Annotated in this window: 23 protein-coding genes and 1 rRNA gene; 17 read left to right on the top strand and 7 right to left on the bottom strand. The window is 69.7% G+C overall.

Annotated features, from left to right (window positions below):
• Window positions 1-80: 80 nt before the first annotated feature.
• Window positions 81-197, top strand: a 5S ribosomal RNA gene (gene rrf, locus M1D56_RS12340).
• Between the two features lie 57 nt (window positions 198-254).
• Here the strand turns inward: rrf and M1D56_RS12335 are convergent.
• On the bottom strand, window positions 255-1,526 hold the full coding sequence (locus M1D56_RS12335) for a DUF445 domain-containing protein (RefSeq protein WP_456283720.1): 1,272 nt from the start codon (window positions 1,524-1,526) through the stop codon (window positions 255-257).
• Window positions 1,527-1,602: 76 nt separating this feature from the next.
• Between M1D56_RS12335 and M1D56_RS12330 the strand changes: the two genes are divergently transcribed.
• On the top strand, window positions 1,603-1,875 hold the full coding sequence (locus M1D56_RS12330) for a metal-sensitive transcriptional regulator (RefSeq protein WP_271174754.1): 273 nt from the start codon (window positions 1,603-1,605) through the stop codon (window positions 1,873-1,875).
• A gap of 6 nt (window positions 1,876-1,881) precedes the next feature.
• On the opposite strand, the gene M1D56_RS12325 is transcribed toward M1D56_RS12330, so the two are convergent.
• A complete protein-coding gene (locus M1D56_RS12325; RefSeq protein ID WP_324014153.1) occupies window positions 1,882-3,087 on the bottom strand; it encodes an MFS transporter in 1,206 nt (401 codons plus the stop codon).
• Window positions 3,088-3,439: 352 nt separating this feature from the next.
• On the opposite strand from M1D56_RS12325, the gene nrdH reads away from it, so the two are divergent.
• Genes nrdH through nrdF form a run of 4 tightly spaced genes read left to right on the top strand, consistent with a single transcriptional unit; the run spans window position 3,440 to window position 7,296 of the window.
• The gene (gene nrdH / locus M1D56_RS12320; RefSeq protein WP_271174756.1) at window positions 3,440-3,673 is read left to right on the top strand and encodes a glutaredoxin-like protein NrdH; all 234 of its coding nucleotides are present in this window, start codon (window positions 3,440-3,442) and stop codon (window positions 3,671-3,673) included.
• Between the two features lie 26 nt (window positions 3,674-3,699).
• A complete protein-coding gene (gene nrdI / locus M1D56_RS12315; protein WP_271174757.1) occupies window positions 3,700-4,158 on the top strand; it encodes a class Ib ribonucleoside-diphosphate reductase assembly flavoprotein NrdI in 459 nt (152 codons plus the stop codon).
• Entirely contained in the window at window positions 4,137-6,296 is a 2,160-nt protein-coding gene (nrdE, locus tag M1D56_RS12310; protein ID WP_456283719.1) for a class 1b ribonucleoside-diphosphate reductase subunit alpha, read from the top strand. The genes nrdI and nrdE overlap by 22 nt, the downstream gene beginning before the upstream one ends.
• A gap of 25 nt (window positions 6,297-6,321) precedes the next feature.
• Complete coding sequence (gene nrdF / locus M1D56_RS12305) at window positions 6,322-7,296, top strand: class 1b ribonucleoside-diphosphate reductase subunit beta (RefSeq protein WP_271174759.1); 975 nt, start codon at window positions 6,322-6,324, stop codon at window positions 7,294-7,296.
• Between the two features lie 57 nt (window positions 7,297-7,353).
• On the opposite strand, the gene M1D56_RS12300 is transcribed toward nrdF, so the two are convergent.
• On the bottom strand, window positions 7,354-7,773 hold the full coding sequence (locus M1D56_RS12300) for an N-acetyltransferase family protein (RefSeq protein WP_456283718.1): 420 nt from the start codon (window positions 7,771-7,773) through the stop codon (window positions 7,354-7,356).
• Window positions 7,774-7,848: 75 nt separating this feature from the next.
• On the opposite strand from M1D56_RS12300, the gene M1D56_RS12295 reads away from it, so the two are divergent.
• Together M1D56_RS12295 and M1D56_RS12290 are read left to right on the top strand one after the other, a co-directional pair.
• Complete coding sequence (locus tag M1D56_RS12295) at window positions 7,849-8,454, top strand: NUDIX hydrolase (RefSeq protein WP_456283717.1); 606 nt, start codon at window positions 7,849-7,851, stop codon at window positions 8,452-8,454.
• Window positions 8,455-8,499: 45 nt separating this feature from the next.
• Window positions 8,500-8,796 (top strand): hypothetical protein, encoded by a 297-nt coding sequence (locus M1D56_RS12290; protein WP_421078657.1) that lies wholly within the window; start codon window positions 8,500-8,502, stop codon window positions 8,794-8,796.
• Between the two features lie 64 nt (window positions 8,797-8,860).
• On the opposite strand, the gene M1D56_RS12285 is transcribed toward M1D56_RS12290, so the two are convergent.
• Window positions 8,861-10,336, bottom strand: coding sequence for a CitMHS family transporter (locus M1D56_RS12285; protein WP_456283716.1), 1,476 nt, complete (start codon window positions 10,334-10,336; stop codon window positions 8,861-8,863).
• 174 nt (window positions 10,337-10,510) lie between these two features.
• Here M1D56_RS12285 and M1D56_RS12280 point away from each other — a divergent pair, with 174 nt between their 5' ends.
• From M1D56_RS12280 to M1D56_RS12270, 3 genes are all read left to right on the top strand, one after another.
• Window positions 10,511-12,178: an ATP-binding protein gene (locus tag M1D56_RS12280; protein WP_456283715.1), complete on the top strand. Its 1,668-nt coding sequence runs from the start codon at window positions 10,511-10,513 to the stop codon at window positions 12,176-12,178.
• Window positions 12,175-12,819: a response regulator gene (locus tag M1D56_RS12275; protein WP_282980540.1), complete on the top strand. Its 645-nt coding sequence runs from the start codon at window positions 12,175-12,177 to the stop codon at window positions 12,817-12,819. The genes M1D56_RS12280 and M1D56_RS12275 overlap by 4 nt, the downstream gene beginning before the upstream one ends.
• Window positions 12,820-12,939: 120 nt before the next feature.
• On the top strand, window positions 12,940-14,622 hold the full coding sequence (locus M1D56_RS12270; protein ID WP_456283714.1) for a DUF222 domain-containing protein: 1,683 nt from the start codon (window positions 12,940-12,942) through the stop codon (window positions 14,620-14,622).
• Window positions 14,623-14,697: 75 nt separating this feature from the next.
• Here the strand turns inward: M1D56_RS12270 and bcp are convergent, their stop codons facing one another.
• The gene (gene bcp / locus M1D56_RS12265) at window positions 14,698-15,168 is read right to left on the bottom strand and encodes a thioredoxin-dependent thiol peroxidase (RefSeq protein WP_282980312.1); all 471 of its coding nucleotides are present in this window, start codon (window positions 15,166-15,168) and stop codon (window positions 14,698-14,700) included.
• 114 nt (window positions 15,169-15,282) lie between these two features.
• On the opposite strand from bcp, the gene M1D56_RS12260 reads away from it, so the two are divergent.
• Genes M1D56_RS12260 through M1D56_RS12245 form a run of 4 tightly spaced genes read left to right on the top strand, consistent with a single transcriptional unit; the run spans window position 15,283 to window position 18,694 of the window.
• On the top strand, window positions 15,283-16,212 hold the full coding sequence (locus tag M1D56_RS12260) for an ABC transporter ATP-binding protein (RefSeq protein WP_456283713.1): 930 nt from the start codon (window positions 15,283-15,285) through the stop codon (window positions 16,210-16,212).
• Window positions 16,209-16,970 carry an ABC transporter permease gene (locus tag M1D56_RS12255; RefSeq protein ID WP_456283712.1) on the top strand — a complete coding sequence of 254 codons (762 nt, stop codon included), beginning with the start codon at window positions 16,209-16,211 and terminating at the stop codon, window positions 16,968-16,970. The genes M1D56_RS12260 and M1D56_RS12255 overlap by 4 nt, the downstream gene beginning before the upstream one ends.
• 9 nt (window positions 16,971-16,979) lie before the next feature.
• Window positions 16,980-18,080 carry a sensor histidine kinase gene (locus tag M1D56_RS12250; protein WP_456283711.1) on the top strand — a complete coding sequence of 367 codons (1,101 nt, stop codon included), beginning with the start codon at window positions 16,980-16,982 and terminating at the stop codon, window positions 18,078-18,080.
• A gap of 56 nt (window positions 18,081-18,136) precedes the next feature.
• Entirely contained in the window at window positions 18,137-18,694 is a 558-nt protein-coding gene (locus tag M1D56_RS12245) for a response regulator transcription factor (RefSeq protein ID WP_456285240.1), read from the top strand.
• Window positions 18,695-18,704: 10 nt separating this feature from the next.
• On the opposite strand, the gene M1D56_RS12240 is transcribed toward M1D56_RS12245, so the two are convergent.
• Both M1D56_RS12240 and M1D56_RS12235 read right to left on the bottom strand, forming a co-directional pair.
• A complete protein-coding gene (locus tag M1D56_RS12240; RefSeq protein WP_456283710.1) occupies window positions 18,705-20,162 on the bottom strand; it encodes a phytoene desaturase family protein in 1,458 nt (485 codons plus the stop codon).
• 43 nt (window positions 20,163-20,205) lie between these two features.
• On the bottom strand, window positions 20,206-21,435 hold the full coding sequence (locus M1D56_RS12235) for an acyl-CoA dehydrogenase family protein (protein ID WP_456283709.1): 1,230 nt from the start codon (window positions 21,433-21,435) through the stop codon (window positions 20,206-20,208).
• A gap of 70 nt (window positions 21,436-21,505) precedes the next feature.
• Between M1D56_RS12235 and M1D56_RS12230 the strand changes: the two genes are divergently transcribed.
• Window positions 21,506-21,658 carry a hypothetical protein gene (locus tag M1D56_RS12230; RefSeq protein ID WP_271174534.1) on the top strand — a complete coding sequence of 51 codons (153 nt, stop codon included), beginning with the start codon at window positions 21,506-21,508 and terminating at the stop codon, window positions 21,656-21,658.
• A gap of 194 nt (window positions 21,659-21,852) precedes the next feature.
• Complete coding sequence (gene sucC / locus M1D56_RS12225; protein ID WP_271174533.1) at window positions 21,853-23,019, top strand: ADP-forming succinate--CoA ligase subunit beta; 1,167 nt, start codon at window positions 21,853-21,855, stop codon at window positions 23,017-23,019.
• The last annotated feature ends 21 nt before the right edge of the window (window positions 23,020-23,040 follow it).

Genomic DNA, 23,040 nt, shown 5'->3' with positions numbered 1-23,040 from the left:
CGTCCACTTTGTGGTTCCCGATGTACGGGCACCAGAAACTTTCATAGAGAAAGCTTGATGTCGAACACATCACCAGATGTTTCGGCGGTCATAGCGAGAGGGAAACGCCCGGTCACATTCCGAACCCGGAAGCTAAGCCTCTCAGCGCCGATGGTACTGCAAGGGGGACCTTGTGGGAGAGTAGGACACCGCCGGACTTAACCTGAACGAAAGGCCACCCAACGCCGGGTGGCCTTTCGTGCATCACACGGGCATCACCCGAACACCGCGTGGGCCACGGAGAAGATCACGAGGCCCGCGAGCGCCCCCACGACGGTTCCGTTGAGGCGGATGTACTGCAGGTCGCGACCCACGAGCAGCTCGATCTTCTCGGTCGTCTCCTCGGCGTCCCACTTCTCGACCGTGTCGGTGATGATCGACGCGATGTCGTGGCGGTAGCGCTCGACGAGGAATCCCGCCGCGTCCACCACCCATCCGTCGACGCGACGCTGGATGGCGCGATCGGAGCCCAGGCGCCCGCCGATCTCGATGAGCGCCTCGCGCATCCGCGTGCGCAGCGCGCTGCGCTCGTCGCCGAGCGAGACGATGAGGCCGTTCTTCGCGGTCTCCCATGCGCTTCCGGCGAGCTCTCGGACGCGCGGGCTGTCGAACACGGCGACCTTCGCGCCCTCGAGCTTCGCGCGGGTCTCCGCGTCGTGCTGCAGGCTGTCGGCGAGACGCGCGAGATAGCGGTCGATCGCCTTCCTGGCGGGATGGGCGCCATCCGCTCGCACGGCTTCGACGAAGGCCACGGTCTCGTTGTAGAGCGCGCCGTCGACGACGCGGTGGGCGAGCGGGGGCACCCAGGACGGAAGCCGCCGCGACACGAGGCCCGCGAAGGCATCGCGGTTGTCGGCGAGCCAGCTCGAGAGGCTGTCCGCCGCGAGATCCACGGCGGCGTGGTGCGCTCCCGTCTCCACGATGCGCTCGAGCCACACGCCGGCGGGCGTGCCCCACTCCGGCTCGATGAGGTGCTCACGGGCGAGCGCCGCCACGAGGTCCTGCACGTCGTCGTCGCTCAGCGCCCGCAGCACGCCCTGCGCCATCGCCGCGCCCTCGGAGGACACCCGCTCGGCGTGCGCAGGCTGCGCGAGCCACGCGCCGAGGCGCTCCGAGATGCGCGCCGACTGCAGCTTGCCGCGGACGACGGGTGAGGAGAGGAAGTTCGTCTCGACGAACTCCCCGAGCGAGCGCCCGATCTCGTCCTTCCGCGACGGGATGATCGCCGTGTGGGGAATGGGAAGGCCGAGCGGACGCCGGAACAGCGCGGTCACCGCGAACCAGTCGGCGAGTGCGCCGACCATCCCGCCCTCTGCCGCCGCGCGCAGGTAGGCGAGCGCCGGGACCGATTCCTGCAGCGCGAAGCCCAGCACGAAGAGGGCGGCCATGAGGAGGAGAGCGCCGAGGGCGACGGCCTTCATCCGACGCAGCGAGGCGAGGCGCTCGCGGTCAGCGGGGGACAGCAGCTCAGTCGGTGTGCGCGGCATGGCTCGATCCTCGCACGCGGGTCCGGAGGCCGGACGAGCTGAGCCCGCACCCTGCTGCGCGCGGTACGCTGGCGCGGTGATCGACGACATCCAGAAGCGTGCGCTGCACCGCACGCGCATCCTCGAGGGGCAGCTGCGCGGTCTCGGTCGCATGATCGAGGACGAGGACTACTGCATGGACATCATCACGCAGTCCCGGGCCATCCAGCGGTCGCTCGAATCGCTCAACAGGCTTCTCCTCGAGAACCACCTGCGCACGCATGTCACGCACATGTTCGAGAGCGGAGGCGACCACCGCGAGCAGGCGGTCGCCGAGCTCCTGCGCGCCTTCGACTTCGACGGGAAGTGACCCGCTCTACGGGAGGGTCTGGACCGGCTCGGTGTCGGGGATCGGAGACGCGTCCCGGCCGCGCAGATCCGGGAAGCCGCGCACGCACACGATCGCGACGACGAGCCCGAGCACGATGAAGCCGAGGGCGGTCATCATGGCGCCGCGCGGCCCGATGCCGTCGATCATGAAGCCGGCGATCGCCGAGCCGAGCGCGGCGCCGATGAGCTGGCCGGTGTTAATCCATCCGTAGGCCTCGGCCGTCTCGCTGAACTTCACACTCGCCGAGGTGATGGCGAACGACATCGCGAGCACGGGAGCGATGCCGAGCCCCGCGATGACGAGCGATCCGCCCAGCCACCACGCGTCCAGGGAGACGAGCGTGAGCCCCATGCCGACCGCGATGATCGCGTAGCGGCGGGCCATGGACCACGGCGACATCGGGAGGTTGCCGAAGGCCAGGCCGCCCACGAAGCTCCCGACGGCGAAGACCGCGAGGATGAAGCCCGACTCGACCGCGCCCTCCCCGAACGACGCGACGACGCCCGCCTCCGCCGCGGCGCACGCGCCGATGAGGAGGAAGCCGAGCACGGTGGTCAGCACGACGGTCGGCCCACGCAGCACGCGTCCGAACGAGCGCCGGCTGCGGGGGATGCGCACGCGTCCGAGCTCGGGGGAGAGGATGAACCACGTGCCTCCCGCGATCGTGAAGCCCACGATCATGACCAGGCCCACGACGGTCGAGATCTGCGTCGACACGAAGGTGATGAGCACGGGGCCTGCGATCCAGATGATCTCCTGCAGCGACGCGTCGAGCGAGTACAGCGCGGTCAGCTGCGACGCGTTGACCATCTTCGGGTAGATGGTGCGGACAGCCGACTGCACGGGAGGCGATGCGAGACCGGCGATGAGGCCGAAGAGGATGGTCACGGGCAGCGGCGCGGGGACGAGCGCGAGCGCCGCGATGGCGGCGGACGTGACGAGCGTCGTGAGGGCGAGGACGCGCCGCATGCCCCAGCGGCCCATCCAGCGGCTCGTCACGGGTCCGGCGACGGCCTGGCCGATCGACACGGCGGCGAGCACGGTGCCGGCCGCGCCGTAGGAGTGGTGGGTGTGCTCGACGTGGAGGAGAACGGCGAGTGCGACCATCCCTCCCGGGAAGCGCGCGGCCAGCTGAGCCGCGATGATGCGGCCGACGCCGGGCGTGCGCAGCAGATCACGATAGCCAGACACGCCTCTCACGCTATCCCGTCGGGATGGGGGCGAGGCGCGCCGCGGACGACACGCCGAGACACGCCGAAGGAGCTTCTCCACAGGACGTCGGATGTCGGTGGCCGGGCGTAGCTTCGCGCCTGTGGAGAACCTCCGCCGAGAGGCGCGAGAACCGCGTGATCCGGGCATTTTCGAGGGTGCTCGGGCGTTGTATCCCTGTGGAGGCGTCGGTGGATGGAGCTGTGGTGAACGGTGGAAAATCACACGGATGTAACTACTAGCCCTTGTGGTGCCCCCGAACGTCGGCACCCATATGTAGTATTGAGAGCCCGGCAGGGGTATGCCGGCCGAACACGGATCTGAGGGGAAAGACATGGCGATCACGGTCTACACCAAGCCTTCGTGCGTGCAGTGCAACGCGACCTACCGCGCACTCGACGCGAAGGGCATCGAGTACCAGGTCACCGACCTCTCGCAGGACGCTGACGCGCTCGAGCAGGTCAAGGCCCTCGGCTACATGCAGGCGCCGGTCGTCGTCACCGACGAGGACCACTGGTCGGGCTTCCGTCCCGACAAGATCGACGAGCTCGCCGCCCGTCTGGTCTGAACCGGGAACGCGGGAGTGATGTCCCCATGACCGCGACGCTCTCGGCCACGACGGCGCCCCTGCTCGTGTACTTCTCGAGCGTGTCGGGCAACACGGCGCGATTCATCGAGAAGCTCGAGCGGCACTCGGAGGGCATCCGATCCGTCCGCATCCCGCTGCACTCGTGGGAGGCGCCCCTCCTCGTCGACGAGCCCTTCGTGCTCGTGACCCCCACCTATGGCGGGGGCCAAGGACGCGGCGAGGAGAAGGGCGCCGTCCCCAAGCAGGTCATCCGTTTCCTCAACGACGAGCGGAACAGACGACACATCCGCGGTGTGATCGCCGCGGGCAACACCAACTTCGGCGATGCGTTCTGCCTCGCCGGCGACATCATCAGCCGCAAGTGCCACGTGCCGCACTTGTATCGGCTCGAACTGTTCGGCACGCCCGAGGACGTCGATCGCGTGAGCGACGGATTGGAACGATGGTGGAAGCGACAGCACTGACAGAAACGGACTTCAAGCACAACGTGAAGTTCGACGGCATGGACTACCACGCCCTCAACGCCATGCTCAACCTGTACGACGCGGACGGGAAGATCCAGTTCGACGCCGACAAGCGGGCGGCGCGGGAGTACTTCCTGCAGCACGTGAACCAGAACACGGTGTTCTTCCACTCGCTCAAGGAGCGCCTGGACTACCTCGTGGAGAAGGAGTACTACGAGGGCTCGGTCATCGAGAAGTACCCGTTCGAGTTCATCGAGAAGCTCAACGCCTTCGCGTACGGCAAGAAGTTCCGCTTCGAGACGTTCCTCGGCGCCTTCAAGTACTACACGAGCTACACGCTCAAGACGTTCGACGGCAAGCGCTACCTCGAGCGCTTCGAGGACCGCGTCGTCATGACCGCCCTCGCCCTCGCGGACGGCGATCAGGACCTCGCGTGGAAGCTCGTGGACGAGATCATCTCGGGTCGCTTCCAGCCTGCGACGCCGACGTTCCTCAACGCCGGCAAGGCGCAGCGCGGCGAGCTCGTCAGCTGCTTCCTCCTGCGCATCGAGGACAACATGGAGTCGATCGCGCGCGGCATCAACTCGGCCCTGCAGCTCTCGAAGCGCGGCGGCGGCGTCGCGCTCCTCCTCTCGAACATCCGCGAGGCCGGTGCGCCGATCAAGCAGATCGAGAACCAGTCGAGCGGCATCATCCCGGTCATGAAGCTGCTCGAGGACTCGTTCAGCTACGCGAACCAGCTCGGCGCGCGTCAGGGCGCCGGCGCGGTGTACCTGTCGGCTCACCACCCCGACATCATGAAGTTCCTCGACACCAAGCGCGAGAACGCGGACGAGAAGATCCGCATCAAGACGCTGTCGCTGGGCGTCGTCGTGCCCGACATCACGTTCGAGCTCGCGCGCAACGACGAGGACATGTACCTGTTCTCGCCATACGACGTCGAGCGCGTCTACGGCGTGCCGTTCGGCGACATCGCGGTGACCGAGAAGTACCGCGAGATGGTCGACGACCCGCGCATCAAGAAGACGAAGATCAACGCGCGCAAGTTCTTCCAGACCCTCGCCGAGATCCAGTTCGAGTCGGGCTACCCGTACATCATGTTCGAGGACACGGTGAACCGGGCGAACCCGATCAAGGGCCGGATCAACATGTCGAACCTCTGCAGCGAGATCCTGCAGGTGAACACGCCGACGACGCTCAACGAGGACCTCTCGTACGACCAGATCGGCAAGGACATCTCCTGCAACCTCGGGTCGCTCAACATCGCGCTCGCGATGGACTCGCCCGACTTCGGCCAGACGGTCGAGACCTCGATCCGCGCGCTCACCGCGGTCAGCGACCAGAGCCACATCCGCTCGGTGCGATCGATCGAGGACGGCAACGACCGCTCGCACGCGATCGGCCTCGGGCAGATGAACCTGCACGGCTACCTCGCTCGCGAGCGCGTGTTCTACGGCTCGGAAGAGGGCATCGACTTCACGAACATCTACTTCTACACGGTGCTGTTCCACGCTCTCCGGGCGTCGAACAAGCTCGCCATCGAGCGCGGCCAGGCGTTCGATGGCTTCGAGGAGTCGAAGTACGCCACGGGCGAGTTCTTCGACAAGTACATCGAGCAGGAGTGGGTGCCGCAGACGGAGAAGGTGAAGGAGCTCTTCGCGAACCACCACATCCCGACGCAGCAGGACTGGGTCGAGCTCAAGGAGTCCATCCAGAAGCACGGCATCTACAACCAGAACCTGCAGGCGGTGCCGCCGACCGGCTCGATCTCGTACATCAACAACTCGACGTCGTCGATCCATCCGATCGCGTCGAAGATCGAGATCCGCAAGGAAGGCAAGCTCGGTCGCGTCTACTACCCGGCGCCGTTCATGACGAACGACAACCTGGAGTACTACCAGGACGCGTACGAGATCGGCTACGAGAAGGTCATCGACACGTACGCCGCCGCGACGCAGCACGTCGACCAGGGCCTGTCGCTCACGCTGTTCTTCAAGGACACGGCGACCACGCGCGACATCAACAAGGCGCAGATCTACGCATGGCGCAAGGGCATCAAGACGATCTACTACATCCGACTCCGTCAGATGGCCCTCGAGGGCACGGAGCTCGACATGTGCGTCAGCTGCACGCTCTGACGGCGAAGAAAGAGGAACGAAGAGGATGACCGAGAAGCTGCAGCTTCTGGACCACGTCCAGGCGATCAACTGGAATCGCATCGAGGACGAGAAGGACGTGGAGGTGTGGAACCGCCTCACGGGCAACTTCTGGCTGCCGGAGAAGGTGCCGCTCTCCAACGACATCCAGTCGTGGAACACGCTCACCGAGCACGAGCAGCTGCTGACCATGCGCGTGTTCACGGGTCTGACGCTGCTCGACACGGTGCAGGCGACGGTCGGCGCCGTCTCGCTCATCCCCGACGCGGTGACGCCGCACGAGGAGGCCGTCTACACGAACATCGCGTTCATGGAGTCGGTGCACGCGAAGAGCTACTCGTCGATCTTCTCGACGCTGTGCTCGACGCAGGAGATCGACGAGGCCTTCCGGTGGTCGGTGGAGAACCCCAACCTCCAGAAGAAGGCTCAGATCATCATGGAGTACTACCGGGGCGATGAGCCGCTCAAGCGCAAGGTCGCCTCGACCCTGCTCGAGAGCTTCCTCTTCTACTCGGGCTTCTACCTCCCGATGCACTGGTCCAGCCGCGCGAAGCTCACCAACACGGCCGACCTCATCCGCCTCATCATCCGCGACGAGGCCGTGCACGGCTACTACATCGGCTACAAGTTCCAGAAGGGGCTCGAGAAGGTCGACGAGGCCAAGCAAGCCGAGATCAAGGACTACACGTTCTCGCTGCTCTACGAGCTCTACGACAACGAGGTGCAGTACACCCAGGACCTCTACGACTCCGTGGGCCTCACGGAGGACGTCAAGAAGTTCCTGCACTACAACGCGAACAAGGCGCTCATGAACCTCGGCTACGAGGCGATGTTCCCGTCGACCGTGACCGACGTGAATCCGGCCATCCTCTCGGCCCTGTCGCCGAACGCCGACGAGAACCACGACTTCTTCTCGGGGTCGGGCTCGTCGTACGTGATCGGCAAGGCCGTCGCGACGGAGGACGACGACTGGGACTTCTGATCCCGTGCATGCCAAGAGGGCGGCTCCTTCGGGAGCCGCCCTCTTCGCGTCTGTGTCTCAGCGTCGGACGAGGAACACGTCGACCTCGTCCTCGCTGTCGAGCGCGAATCCCATCCGCTCGTAGAGCCGACGTGCGGGACTGCCCTGCAGCACGTTGAGACGGAAGGGCCCCGCGCCGTCGAGCGCCGCCGTGAGCACCGCCGTCCCGATTCCGCGCCCCTGCAGGCGCGGCGACAGATAGAAGTGCTCGATCCACGTGCCGTCGGCGGATGGCCGGATCGCGACGGTTCCGGAGTCGGCTCCGTCGACGACGATCACCTTTGTGAGAGCGGGATCGAAGGCGGCGAGGAAGCGCGTGCGCACCCGCTCCGGGTCGTAGCGGCCGAGGCGCTCGAGGTCGGCGCGGAGCACGTCGGCTCGCAGTTCGGCGATCCACGCGGCGTCCGACGCGACGGCGGGGCGGAGGGTCCAGCGCATCCTCTCAGGGTAGGGGAGTGCGTCCGGGGACAGCCGAGGTGATCGGCCCCATGGAGCGCGTCGTACGGTGACTTCATGACGAGTGAGGTCGAAGCGCACTGGGAGATGACCGGGCGCACCGCGGTCTACGCGGGACGGGTGCGCCTTGTCGACCACGCCGTCGTTCTCCCGGACGGAACGCGAACGCACTACGAGGTCGATGAGAGCATTCCCTTCGCGGTCGCGACGCTCGTCGTCGACGGCGGTGACGTCATCCTCACGCGCCAGTACCGGTATCCGCTCGACCGGTGGATCTACGACCTTCCGGGTGGCGCCGGCGCCGCGACCGAGTCGCCGAGCGCTGCCGCGCGCCGCGAGCTCGAGGAGGAGCTCGGTCTCACGCCCCGTGCGCTGAAGCCCTTGCATACGTTCGCCGTCAATCCCGGGCGCTCCGCGTGGTCCGTCCACCTCTTCTTCTGCGACGCCTGGACGTCGGTCGGACCCGCGGACGCTTCCGACCCGTCCGAGGACGTGCGCCTCGTCCGCATGGCGCTGCGCGAGCTCGACGCGGCGATCGCGAGCCGCGAGATCGTCGACCCCTCCCTGATCGTGGCCCGCGCTTGCGCGGCCGCGAGCGGGCTTCTGCCACCTCTCGGCGCGACCGCGCAGGACCCGCATCGAGCGGGAGCCGCACCCCGGTGACGCGCGCGGCCCGACGACATCCGCTCTTCGCAGCGAAGGGTGTCGGTGACGCCTCGTACCCTGGAAGGCGTGCTCGTGGGTGTGATCAGACGAAACGACAGCGGCAAGCTCGAGGCCGAGGCGGAGACGCAGGCGGAGGTCCGCGAGGCACTCGAGGCGCAGGTCCCGGCGGGGCACGTCCTCACGGACGCGACGGTCGCCATGGCCAAGCGCTCGACGCGGATCAGCGCGGTGGGCGTGTACCGCAGCACCGAGATCGCGGAGATCGAGGCCGACGACATGGCAAGTCTCGAGGCGAAGGTGCCCGAGGGATGGTCGCTCCTGTCGGTGCGCCGGCTCTGAGCGCACATGCGCGAAGGCGCCGCCCGCGAGACCTGCGGGCGGCGCCTTCGCGTCGAGGAGGGCCTCAGCCCAGCGGAACCGAGCCGACGAGGATGCCGACGGCGAACATGACGAGCGAGACGACCGTCGCGCGCCACAGCACCTTCTTGTGGTGATCGCCGAGGTTGACGTTGGCGAGCGACACGAGCAGCAGGATGGCCGGCACGAGCGGGCTCTGCAGGTGGACCGGCTGCCCGATCACGGATGCGCGGGCCATCTCGGCGGGGGAGATGCCGTACGTCGCCGCGCTCTCGGCGAGGATCGGCAGGATGCCGTAGTAGAACGCGTCGTTCGACATGAAGAACGTCATGGGGATCGACAGCAGACCCGTGATCACGGCGAAGAACGGGCCGAGCGCGGGCGGGACGATGTCGACGACCCAGTCGGCCATGGCCGTGACCATGCCCGTGCCATCCAGCACGCCGACGAGCACGCCCGCCGCGAGCACCATCGAGACGACGCCCACGATGCTGGGGGCGTGCGCGACGATCTCGGCGCTCTGCTCCTTGAGCTTCGGGAAGTTCAGGATGAGCGCGATGCCCGTGCCGATCATGAAGACGAACGCGAGGGGCAGGACGTCCATGACGAGCAGGACCATGACCGCGACCGTGAGCGCGAGGTTGAACCAGATGAGCTTCGGGCGCAGGGTGGGACGATCGGGGCTGAGCATCGTGTCGGCCATCGCCGTATCGCGCTCGTCCTCGGCGATCACGGCGGGCGCCGCGAGGCCCGACCCCTTCACCGTGAGGACGTTCGTCGTGCCGAGCACGGCACGCGCGCCGGGCGTTCCGACCCCCGACCGCAGCCGGGGAACGCGCATGCCGAAACGTCCTGCTCGCGTGCTGCCGCCATCCGCCTGCGCCTCGTCGAGCCCGGTGAGGCTGAGCTTGCCGAGGCGGCGGCGCTCCGAGAGCCCGAGCAGCCAGGACAGGCCGAGCGCCACGGCGAGACCCACGGCGAGCGAGGGGATCATCGGGACGAAGACGTCGGTCGGCTGGAGGCCGAGTGCGGTCGCCGCGCGCACGGTCGGACCGCCCCACGGCACGATGTTGAGCGTGCCGTTCATGAGGCCCGCGACGCACGTGAGGACGACCGGGCTCATCCCGAGACGCAGGTAGAGCGGGAGCATCGCCGACGTCGTGATGATGAAGGTCGTGGAGCCGTCGCCGTCGAGCGAGACCGCGCCGGCGAGCAGCGCCGTGCCGAGCACGACCTTGGCGGGGTCGTCGCCGAGCGCGCGGGTGATGAAGCGGATGAGCGGATCGAACAGTCCGACGTCGATCATGATGCCGAAGTACATGATCGCGAACATGAGCAGCGCGGCCGTCGGCGCCATGTCGCCGATGGCCGAGATGACCATGTCGCCGAGGCCGAGCCCCGCGCCCGCGAAGAGCCCGAAGATCGTGGGCACGAGGATGAGCGCGACCATGGGCGTGAGCCGCTTGGTCATGATGAGCACCATGAACGCGAGGATCATGGTGAAACCGAGGATGACGAGCATGTGACGTCCTTGTCGTCGTGTCGCAGCGCGTCGTCGCGTGCGGCGGTGGAGCGTACGCGGCGACGATACGGAATCGGCTCGGCGCAGGAGGGGATGCGCGCATTGCGCAGGGATCTGCGCGTTGAGTCGGTTGTGCGCATTCTGCTCACGCGACGCGGAGAGGATACTCGACCTATGCGGTTCACGACGCGGGTGTTCGCGATGCAGCTCATCGCCGCCGCGGTCGTCATCGCGGTGTGCGTCTCGGCGTTCGCGCTGCTCGGGATCGGGCAGCTGCGCGACGAGGCGGAGTCGACGGCGCTCGCGGTCGCGCGGACGGTCGCGAGCGACCCCCAGGTGCGGGCGGACGTCGCGTCGTACGCGGGGCAGGAACGGCTGGATGGCGAAGCGCTCGCCGAAGGCGCGCTGCAGGACTATGCGGCCGAGATCGTCGAGCGCACGGAGACGCTCTTCGTCGTCATCGCGAACGACCTCGGCCTCCGGCTCGCGCACCCGGACCCCACGCTGCTCGGCGAGCGGGTGAGCACCGATTTCACGCGGGTGATCGCGGGCGACGAGGTCGTGGCCTGGGAGCGCGGGACCCTCGGCGAGTCGGTGCGCGCGAAGGTGCCCGTCCGCTCTCCGGATGGCGAGGCGATCGTGGGCGAAGTGAGCGTCGGCTTCGCGCCCGCTCGCGTCTTCGCGGATGCTCCTCTGCTCGTGGCGCTCTTCGTCGCGATCGCAGTGGTCGCCCTCGCGGTCGCGGCGCTCGTGTCGACCCTCATCCGCCGACGGCTCGAGCGGCTGACGCGCGGCGTGCAGCCGGAGGAGCTCGGCGGTCTGCTGCAGAGCCGCGCCGCCATCCTCGAGGGCGTGCACGACGGGGTGCTCGCGGTATCGGACGACGGGCGCGTGCGCGCGGCGAACGAGGCCGCGCTCGAGATCGTCGGGGACGCGCAGGCGGTCGGGCGCCGCCTCGAAGAGCTCGATCTGCCGCCGCGGCTGCGGGCCGCGCTCACACGGGCGCTCGATGGCGAGGCCTTCGTGACCGGCGAGCTCGTCCTCGCCGACCGTGTCGCCTACGTCGAGGTGCGGCGGGTCCGGCACGAGGGGCGCTCGCTCGGCGTCGTCGCCGTGCTGCGGGATCGGACGGATGTCGTCGCGCTCGCGGAGCGCCTCGATGCCGTGCGGGCCGCGACGAACGCCATGCGCGCGCAGCGCCACGAGTTCGCGAACCGGGTGCATGCGGTTCGCGGCATGCTCGCGGCAGGGCGCATCGACGAGGCGCAGGGTCTGCTCGGCGAGTTCGCGGATCGCGGCGCTCTGCCGGAGGAGGCCGGGATCGATGTCGCGGATCCGTTCCTGCGATCCTTCCTCGCGGCCAAGCGGGTCGAAGCCGGGGAGAGGGGCGTCGAGCTGCGGATCGGTGCCGACACCTTCCTCGTCGGGGCGGTCGCCGAGCCCGAGGACGTCGCAGCCGTGCTCGGCAACCTCGTCGACAACGCCGTCACAGCCGCCGCGGCCGGAGCGGAGCCCCGGTGGGTCGAGGTATCGCTCCTCGATGCGGGGGAAGAGCTCGCGGTGACGGTCGTCGACTCCGGGCCGGGCGTCGACGATCCCGAGAGCGTGTTCGAGCGCGCGCGGGCGGCCGAGGACGACGTGTCATCGCGCGTGCACGGCCGCGGGATCGGGCTGCCCCTCGCTCGGCGGTTCACCCGACGGCGCGGCGGCGAGCTGTGGCTGGCCGAGGCGCGCGGCGTCGGGCATGGCGCTGTTTTCGCGGCGCGTCTGCCCGGCGTCATGCGTTCGCGAACGGCCGACGACGGCGAGGATGGGATGACGGCAGAGGAGGACGCGACGTGACCGGCGACATCCGAGTGCTCATCGTCGACGACGACTTCCGCGTGAGCGGCATCCATCGCGACATCGTGGCGGCGCGCGCCGGCTTCGAGGCGCTCCCGCCCGTGCGCGACGCGTCATCGGCGCGCACGGCCATCCGCGACCTCCGTCCGGATCTGCTGCTCCTCGACGTCTACCTGCCGGATGGCGATGGCATCGAGATCGGGCGGGAGTCCGGCATCGATCGCTTCGTGCTGAGCGCGGCCGACGACGTGCCCACCATCCGCCGCGCGCTCGGCTCCGGTGCGCTGCACTACCTCGTGAAGCCCTTCGATCCGCGGGCACTGCAGGACCGGCTCGATCGGTATGCGCGGTTCCGCAACCTCCTCGCCTCCGGAAGCGCGACGCAGGAGACGATCGACCGCGCGATGGCCGTGCTGCACGGGGGAGCGGCGACAACGCCCGCTCGCGCCGGCACGCAGCAGCTCATCCTCGACGCGCTCGCCGAGGGGGAGGCCTCGAGCGTCGAGCTCGCCGAGCGCGTGGGGGTCTCGCGCGCGACCGCGCAGCGGCATCTCGCAGAGCTCGCGGCCCGCGGCGCCGTGGAGGTGGCGCTGCAGTACGGATCGGCCGGACGCCCTGAGCACCGGTATCGCGTGAGCTGAGCCCTCCGTCGTCTGGTGTGCTGTCGCTTCGTGCGCTGGGTGGATGTCGGTGGTGTGTGCTAGCGCTCGTCGCAGAAACATCCCGATCAGGAGAAGAAAAGTGTTGCGTTCGTCGTATCGATGTTCTATGCTGAATGTATGGCGAAGGAGCCAGGATTCGAACCTCTCTTCCCGGGCGCGGCGGTCCGGGACGCGCTGACGCGGCTGGAAGGCCTGGCCGAGGGCGTGCGTGGGGTGACGGACGCGGACCTGATCGCGTTCGCGGGGGAGGTCGAGCACCTCGGGCGCACGCTCGATGCGCTGCGCACCCGGGTCGCGGGAGAGATCGATGCCCGCTCCCGCCGCGGTGACGACGACCCGCTCGCGGCCCGGTACGGGTGCCGCACCGGGCTCGAGCTGCTCGAACGGCTCACCGGGGCGTCGAACCGGGAGCTGCGCGGGCGGGTGCGGCTGGATGAGGCCACCCGCACCCGCACCGCCCTGACCGGGGAGGACCTCGATCCCCGGTGCGTGCACGTGGCCGCCGGGCTCGCGTCCGGACTGCTCGGCGCGGAAGCGGCCGCGGGGATCGTGAAGGCCGTCGACACCGCCCGCCGCGGCGGCGGGCACCCCGACCGGGTCGAGCTCATGGAACGCCACCTCGTCGCCCTCGCCACCGGCACCATCACCCCCGACACCGACCCCGACACGGGCGTTGCCGACGCGGACGCGGCCGACGCGGACGCGGGCGACGCGGACGCGGCCGACGCGGACGCGATGGCGGGGCGGGATCCGCTGGAGGAGCTCGCGCCGGTCCCGCCGCTGTCGGTGGTGAACGTGCACGCGCAGGCGTGGATCGACGTGCTCACCGCCGACGGCACCGAACCCGACCCCGACCGGCCCGAACGCGACCGCACCCTCACCCTCACACCCCTGCCCAGCGGAGCCTTCCGCGTCAACGGCACCCTCGTCCCCGAAGCCGGCGCCCTCCTGCAGAACCTCCTCTCCGCCCACACCAACCCCGCCCGCCACGTCACCTTCACCGAAACCCGCGACGGCGACACGGGCGGCGGGCCGGACAGCGGGGACGGAGACGTTGACGCGGGAGGGAACACCGCGGACGATGCCGGACCCGGACTCGAGGACGGCGACGGCATCGGCGCGGAGTTCGGTCCGGTCATGCCGGACACCCGCTCGCCAGGGCAGAAGCGGCACGACGCGTTCTTCGCGATGATCCAGGCCGCCTCACGCGCCGCCGAGACCCCCACCCTCGGCGGCGCCGCCCCCACCGTCATGATCCACATCACCGCCGACGACCTCACCACCACAGACACCGGCACCGGCGGCGGCCGGCGCGGCATCGCGCACCTCGACGGGGTCGACGCGCCCGTCCCAGCGACCGTGGCCCGCCGGATCGGATGCACCGGAGACATCCTCCGCGCCGTGTTCACCCCCGAAGGGCGCATCCTCGAGCTGCGCAGCATCCAACGCTGCTTCACCCCCACCCAGCGCAAAGCGATCGTCGCCCGCGACGGAGGCTGCATCATCCCCGGCTGCACCATCCCCGCCGCCTGGTGCGAGATCCACCACGTCCAAGACCACGCCCAAGGCGGACCCACCGAAACCGACAACGGCGTCCTGCTCTGCTGGTGGCACCACCACCACCTCGACACCTCCGGCTGGACCATCCACATGCACCACGGCGTGCCCTACATCGCCCCGCCACGCTGGATCGACCGCGACTGCACACCCCGCCCCGCACAAGGATCCGCCACCCGCATACGCACCCGCATCCGCCGCACCCTCACCCGCATCCGCACCTGACCCACGACGGCATGGCGCAGCGCCGCGGCCGCCGACGAGAGTGTCGGGGACCGCGGGCGCGAGCGCTGAGGCGGGTCAGTCGATGCCGAGGTCGCGGCGCAGCCGCGCGACGTGCCCGGTCGCCTTGACGTTGTAGAGGGCCTTCTCGATGACGCCCTCTTCGTCGAGCACGAACGTCGAGCGGATGACTCCCTCGATGATCCGGCCGTAGCTGTTCTTCTCGCCCCACGTGCCGTACGCATCGTGCACAGCGTGGTCGGGGTCGCTCAGCAGGTCGAAGGTCAGGCCGTCGCGCTCACGGAAGCGGCGCAGCTTCTCGGGCTCGTCGCGCGAGACGCCGACCACCGTGTACCCGGCGCTCTGCAGCGAGCCGAGGCTGTCGCGGAAGTCGCACGCCTGCTTGGCGCATCCGACCGTGAGCGCCTCCGGGTAGAAGTAGAGGACGACCTTCCGCCCGCGGAGGTCGGAGAGCGAGACGCTCTTCTCATCCTGGTCGAGCAGAGTGAAGGCAGGAGCGACGGTACCGGGTTCGAGGCGCGAAGTCATAGGCTTCCCAGCCTAAGCGGCGGTGCCGAGCGACCGCCGAGCGTGACAGACGTCATGTCGATGACGTGACAGCGCCCTCCTGCGGACGCGTGCCCCACGCGCGAGGCTCGGGACATGACACAGACATCCTCTGCGCCTCCTGCGGTTCGACTCGCCGGCGTCACGCGCCACTTCGGTTCGGGGGAGCGGCGTGTGCGGGCGGTCGACGCGGTCGACCTCCGCGTCGAGCGGGGAGAGGTGGTCGCGCTCCTCGGGCCGAACGGCGCGGGGAAGACCACCACCATCGACATGCTGCTCGGGCTGAGCGAGCCCGATGCGGGCACGGTCGCCGTGCTGGGGGACGGTCCGCGCCGCGCGGTGGCGGCCGGTCGGCTGGCCGCGGTTCTGCAGACCGGCGGACTGCTGGCCGATCTCACGGTGCGCGAGACCGTCTCGGTCGTCGCAGGACTTCACGGCGTGCAGCGACGGGTTCCCGAGGTCCTCGAACGGGCTGACCTCGTGGGCATCGGGCGTCGGCGCGTGGGGAAGTGCTCGGGCGGTGAACAGCAGCGGGTCAAGTTCGCCCTCGCTCTGCTCCCCGACCCGGACGTGCTCATCCTCGACGAGCCCACGGCGGGCATGGACGTCACCGCCCGCCGACGCTTCTGGCAGGCCATGCGCGCCGACGCCGACGCCGGCCGCACGATCGTCTTCGCGACGCACTATCTCGAAGAGGCCGAGCAGTTCGCGCGACGGACCGTCGTCATGAACCGCGGCCGGGTCGTCGCCGACGCCCGGACGGAGAGTCTGCGTGCATCGCTCGGCGGGCGCACCGTCTCGGCGTCGCTCCCGCCGTCCGCAGAGCTCGCCGGCGGACTCGTGCGCGAGCTCGAGGCAGACGACCGCGTCGCGGAGCTCGTCGTCGACGCGGGCCGGATCACCGTGCGGACAGCCGCGTCCGACGAACTCGCCGCACGCCTCCTCTCGATCGGCGCGCACGATCTCGAGATCGCCGCCCCGACCCTCGAATCCGCCTTCACCTCGCTCACGGAGGAGCCCGCATGACCGCCCTCGTCTCGCCGCCGCTCTATCGCACGGAGGCGATGCGCCAGCTGCGCAACCCGTACACGCTCGCATTCACGCTCGCGATGCCCGTCGCCATGTACCTCCTCTTCGGCGCGAGCATGGAGTACGGCGGGCAGAGCGTCGGAAACGCGAACGTCTCGTTCTACGTCATGGTGTCGATGGGCGCGTTCGGGACGGCCACCGCGATGAGCTCTCTGTGCTCTCTCGCCGCCTCGGAAGTCGGTCAGGGATGGGGCCGTCAGCTCGCGATGACCCCACTCACGACCGCGGGGTACGCCGTCACGAAGGTGACGGCCGCGGTCACCTTCGCGGCGCTCTCCGTCGCGGCCGTCTACCTCGCCGGCATCGCGACCGGCGCCGAGGCCGCGGATGGATGGCGCTGGCTCGCCGCTGCGGGGCTGACCCTCGCGCTCGGACTCGTCTATGGCCTGTTCGGGCTCGGCGTCGGCCTCTCCTTCAACTCCGACTCCGCCGCCGCGCTCGCATCGATCTCCATCACGTTCTTCGGGTTCTTCGGCAACGTCTTCGTCCCGCTCGACGGCGTCATGCTCGATATCGCGACCTTCACGCCCATGTACGGGTACGTCGCCCTCGTCCGCTGGCCCGCCACGGACGGCACTCTCGTGTCCGGCGGCTCGGACCCACTGTGGGCTGTGCTGCTGAACGTCGCGGTCTGGGCTGCCGTGTTCGCTGCACTCGTCCGGTTCGGCGTCCTGCGCTCGCGACGCCGTCGCTAGGCTCGACGGATGAGCACCGTCGCCCCCGCTGCAGCTGGTCCGCGCCGACTCCAGGGCCCCTGGGAGCGGTGGGGATGGCTGATGGCCGTCGTGTGGATGGTCTTCCTCATCTATCCCGTGATGAGCCTCGTGAACTCGACCGCGCCGATCGGATGGCGCGTGCTCGGCTGGGCGACGACGGTCGGGTTCGCCGTGCTCTACGTCGTGGGCTTCGTGCGCGGCATGCGCGGCGAATGGCACCGCCCGGCTCCGAGCATCGTCGTGATCTTCTGGTGCCTCATCGCGTGCGCGGCGGCGACGGTGCCGGCGATCGAGACCCAGGCGCTCAGCTTCCTGCCGTTCGTCATGGCCTATGCGTCGTACGGCCTCGGGCGATGGTGGCACTGGCCCGTGAACGCCGTGTCGATCGCGCTGGCCATCGGCGCGATTCTCCTCACGGGGCGCCTGTCCGGCCACGCGCAGCTGCTCGCCATCATGCTGATGCTCGCCGTCGTGAACTCCGTCAACACCTGGCTCATCAGGCGATCGATCGCGGCGGAGGAGCTGCGGGTGCAGCTGGCCACCACCGAGGAGCGGGCATCCGTCGCGCGAGACGTGCACGACCTGGTCGGTCATTCGCTCACGGTCGTGAAGCTCAAGGCCGAGCTCGCGAGCAGGCTCGTCGACCGGGATCCGGAGCGTGCCCGCGCCGAGCTCGAAGCGATCGTCCGGCTCGCGACCGAGGCGATCGCCGGCGTGCGCAGCACGGTCACGGGGCTGCAGGGTGTCGGCTTCGCGGACCAGCTCGTCTCGAGCAGAGCGGCGCTCGAGACCGCGGGTCTCGACGTCGAGACGGTCGGAGCCGCCGACGCCCTCTCGCCTGCGCAGTCCCTGCCCGCCGCGTGGATCCTGCGGGAGGCGACCACGAACATCCTGCGTCATGCCGGCGCCCGGCGGGCGCGCATCGAGGTCGCGCCCGGCACGCTCGTGATCGAGGACGACGGGAGCGGAACGAGCGGCCCGCCGGGCAACGGGCTGCGCGGGATGGCGGAGCGCGCGACAGCGGCCGGTGCGACCCTGAGCGTGGAGCCTCGCGGTGCGGGCGGCACGAAGGTGAGTGTGACGTGGTGAGCCCTGCCCCCATCCGACTCCTCCTGGTCGACGATCAGGCACTCGTGCGCGGTGCGATGGGCGCCCTGCTCGAGCTCGAAGACGACCTCGTCGTGGCCGGAGAGGCAGGCGATGGGACGACCGCGGCCGCCGAGGCCTCCCGGCTCTTGCCCGACGTCTGCCTCATGGACATCCAGATGCCGGGCGTGGACGGCATCGCCGCCACACGCGCGATCCGCACATCGAGCCCCGGCACCCGCGTGCTCATCGTGACCACCTTCGCGCGGCCCGGCTACCTCCGCGCTGCCCTGGAGGCGGGCGCGAGCGGGTTCGTGGTCAAGGACGCCCCGGCCGCGCAGCTGGCGGATGCCGTGCGGCGCGTGCACGCGGGCATGCGGGTCGTCGATCCCGAGCTTGCGGCGGCGTCGCTCGCCGAGGGCGCGAACCCCCTGACCGAGCGCGAGCAGCAGGTGCTGAGGCTGTCGGCGGATGGGCGGGCGGTCACGCAGATCGCGGCGGAGGTGTTCCTGTCCGCCGGGACCGTGCGCAACCATCTCTCGTCCGCCATCGGGAAGACCGGCGCGTCCAACCGCGCGCAGGCGGCCCGGATCGCCCGCGAGAAGGGTTGGATCTGAGCGGCCCGCCCTAGAACAGGTCCTCGAGCTCGACGCGCTCACCCGTCGCATCGGCGATCGCGAGACGCGCGGCGAACCAGCCGGCCATCCCGTGCACGCCCGGGCCGGGCGGGGTCGACGCCGATGCGAGGTAGACGCCCTTCATCGGGGTGCGCCACGGCGAGGTGGAGAGGACGGGGCGGCCGATCAGCTGCCGGAACGTCACGGCGCCGCCGGCGAAGTCGCCGCCCACGGCCGACGGGTTGTAGACGGCGAACTCGGTGGCGGTGGTGGCGTGCGACGCGAGGATGCGCTCGCGGAAGCCGGGTGCGAAGCGCTCGATCTGCCGCGTCACCGTCTCGGTCGCGTCGACGCTCGACCCCGGCGGCACGTGGATGTACGTCCATAGCACGCTCTTGCCCTTCGGAGCGCGCGTGGGGTCCAGGATGGACGGCTGGGCGGCGAGCACGAACGGCCGCTCGGGCACGCGCCCGCGGGCGACGGCGTTCTCGCCCGCCTCGATCTCGGCGCGGGTTCCGCCGATGTGCACGGTGGGGGAGAGGTGCACATCGGGGTGCGCCCACGGCACGGGCCCGTCGAGCGCGAAGTCGACCTTCGAGGCGCCCGGCCCGTACCGGAATCGGCGGATGGCCGCGGCCCAGGCGCCGTGCGCGTCGGGATGCGTGAGCGCGAGACGCGGCGAGGTGTCGAGGACGAGGACGTCGCCGCGCGCCGGGTCGCCCCAGTCGAGCGCGGACAGATCGTCGACACGTCGACCCGTCTCGATCCGGCCGCCGTGCGCGCGCAGATCCTCCGCGAGGGCGTCGGGGATGGCCTGGGCGCCGCCGACGGGGAATCCCCAGCCCCCGGCATGCGCCTGCGAGGCGAGCAGCAGCCCTGCCGCCGACGCGGCGACCGAGGGCAGAGCGGTGTTCGCGTGCGCGATCACGCCCGTGAGGAGCGCGTGCGCCTCCTCGCTGCGGAACGAGTGCCGGCCGAGCGGTGAGCCGAGCTCAAGCGCCCGGAGTCCGAAGCGCACGAAGGTGACCGGATGGCGCGGCACCCGCAGCATCTGATTGCCGGTCACGTCGGCGACCGCGTCGATGTGGCGCGCGAGCGGGCGGAGCATCGCATTCCACGCCCTGCGGTCGACCCCGAGCCCGTCGGCAGTTCGCGCGATGTCGCGCCAGGCGATCGCGGCGCGGCCGCCGTCGAGCGGATGCGCGTACGACGCGTCGGGCACGAGCCATCCGACCTTCTCGCGCATGCCGAACGCGTCGAAGAAGGGAGAGGTGAACGCGGCCGGATGCACGGCAGAGCACACGTCGTGACGGAACCCCGGGAGCGTGAGCTCGGCCGTGCGGGTTCCGCCGCCGATCCCGGAGTGCGCCTCGATCACGGTGACGTCGAAGCCGGCCCGCGCGAGCGCCACCGCGGCGGAGAGCCCGTTCGGTCCGCTGCCCACCACCGTCGCGCGCCGAGTCGTCATAGGCCCATCCTGCCAGGGGCCCGCGACGGCCGGGCCGCCGAGGTCAGACGAACGCGCTCATCCCGGTGAGGTCGCGGCCCAGCAGCAGCGCCTGGACGCTCTCGGTGCCCTCGTAGGTGTGGATCGCCTCGATGTCGGCGAGATGCTGCATGACGACGTTCTCGAGGAGGATGCCGTTCCCGCCGAGCATGTCGCGCGCGGTCCGGGCGACATCGCGCGCCGTCCGCGTGCAGTGGTACTTCGCGAGCGACGCCTGCGTCGCGCGCATCCCGCCAGCCGCCTCGAGGTCGGCGAGGCGGCGCAGGAACAGCTGCATCGACGTGAGCTGGGCGAGCATCTGCGTCAGGCGCTCCTGCACCATCTGGAAACGCGCGAGCGGGCGGCCGAACTGCTCGCGCTGCGTCGCGTACGAGAGGGCGGCCTCGAAGCAGGCCGTCGCGTGCCCGAGCGCCGACCAGGCGACCCCCGAGCGGGTCGCGAAGAGCACCGTCGTCGCGTCCTTGAACGAGTGCGCGCCCGGGAGCACGGCGTCGGCCGGCACCCGCACGTCGTCGAGGCGGATGTGCGCCTGATGGATGGCGCGCAGCGCGACCTTGCCCGCGATGACGTCGGCCGCATAGCCCGGCGCATCCTGCTCCACGAGGAAGCACCGGACGGCGCCATGGTCGGGGTCGCCCTCGTCATCCACGCGCGCCCAGACGAACGTGATGCCGCCCGATGCGCCGTTGCCGATCCACTTCTTGGTGCCGCGCAGCACCCACCCGTCGCCTTCTCGACGCGCGACGGTCTCGAGCGACGTCGAATCCGATCCGTGATCGGGCTCCGTCAGCGCGAAGGAGCCCAGCACCTCGCCCGTCTGCAGCGGCCCGAGCCAGCGCTCCTGCTGCGCCTCGCTGCCGAACAGCGCGAGCGTGCGGAGGGCGAGCCCGCCCTGGACGGCGAGGATCGTGCCGAGAGAGCCGTCGTGTCGAGACATCTCCATGTTGACCAGCCCCGCGGCCAGGGGCGACAGGCGAGGGATGGCCGGATGATCGATGCCGTCCGCGTAGAGGCCGGCGGCTCCCAGCACAGGCAGGACCTCGAGCGGATACTCCGCGCGCTCCCACGCCTCGCGCATGCGGGGAGCGAGGCGCTCCCCGATCTCGCGCGCGCGGGACCAGACCTCGCGGTCTTCGCCCGAGACATCCGAGAACACCGCGTAGTAGTCGATGTCCAGAACCTTCGCGACGTCGTACGTCGACACTTTCTCGCCGGGGAGGAGCTCCGTTGCCATGGCGACAGGCTAGGCAGGGGCCCCGCCCGGGATCATCTAAGCTGGAGGAAGTCTTCAAAAAGGAGCAGAGATGTTCATCGTCGCTTTGGTTCTCTTCCTCGGCGGGCTGGCGCTGTTCGGCGTCGCCTTCATGGTGCCGGCGTTCCAGGCCCTGGTGTTCGCGGCGGGCATCCTGCTCGTGTGCCTCGCCATGGCCCTGCCCATGCACACCAAGGCGAGGTAGCACCGCCCTCCCTCCGCGTGCAGGCGGCTCCGGATGATCCGGGGCCGCCTTCTTCATGCCCGCTCGCGCCGCTCACCGGGAGGCCCGCAGGGAGCGGTCACCGCGCGGTAGTAGGCTTGAGCATCGGTCGAGATCTCTCGACGTCGAGACGTTTCCACGCGTCTTGTCCCGTGGCCCCATCGAAGGAATGCAACGTGGATCTGTACGAGTACCAGGCTCGAGACCTTTTTGAGAAGTACGAGGTGCCGGTGCTCGCCGGCATCGTCGCGGACACCCCCGAGGAGGTGAAGGCGGCAGCCGAGAAGATCGGCGGCGTCGTGGTGGTCAAGGCCCAGGTCAAGACCGGCGGGCGCGGGAAGGCCGGCGGCGTCAAGGTCGCGAAGACCCCCGACGAGGCATACGAGGCCGCGAAGGCCATCCTCGGCCTCGACATCAAGGGCCACATCGTCAAGCGCGTGATGGTCGCGCAGGGCGCCGACATCGCGCGCGAGTTCTACTTCTCGGTCCTCCTCGACCGCGCCAACCGCTCCTACCTGTCGCTCGCGAGCGTCGAGGGCGGCATGGAGATCGAGCAGCTCGCCGTCGAGAAGCCCGAGGCGCTCGCGCGCGTCGAGGTGAACCCGCTGCGCGGCATCGACAAGGAGAAGGCCGTCGAGATCGCCCGCGCGGGCGGCTGGGACGAGGAGCTCGTCGAGAAGGTCGCCGACGTGTTCGTCAAGCTCTACGAGGTCTACAAGACCGAGGGTGCGACGCTCGTCGAGGTGAACCCGCTCGTGCTCACCGGCGCCGGCGACATCGTCGCCCTCGACGGCAAGGTCTCGCTCGACGACAACGCGAGCGAGGTGCGCCACCCCGAGCACGAGGAGCTCGAGGACAAGGAAGCGGCCGACCCGCTCGAGGCGAAGGCCAAGGCCAACGGCCTCAACTACGTCAAGCTCGACGGCCAGGTCGGCATCATCGGCAACGGCGCGGGCCTCGTCATGTCGACGCTCGACGTCGTCGCGTACGCGGGCGAGAAGCACGGCGGCGTGAAGCCCGCCAACTTCCTCGACATCGGCGGCGGCGCGAACGCGCAGGTCATGGCCAACGGCCTCGACGTCATCCTCGGCGACGAGCAGGTCAAGAGCGTCTTCGTCAACGTCTTCGGCGGCATCACGTCGTGCGTCGCCGTGGCGGAGGGCATCGTGAAGGCCCTCGAGATCCTCGGGGACCACGCCACCAAGCCGCTCGTGGTGCGCCTCGACGGCAACCAGGTCGAAGAGGGCCGCGCGATCCTGCAGGGGGCCAACCACCCGCTGGTCACGCTCGCGGCCGGCATGGACGAGGGCGCCGACAAGGCCGCCGAGCTGGCGAACGCCTGAGCCGGGAAAGGGACTAGAGAC

The sequence above is a fragment of the Microbacterium sp. JZ101 genome (assembly GCF_053903175.1).
Note: the sequence above shows the minus strand (reverse complement) of the source record. Positions and strands in the feature narration are given on the sequence as shown.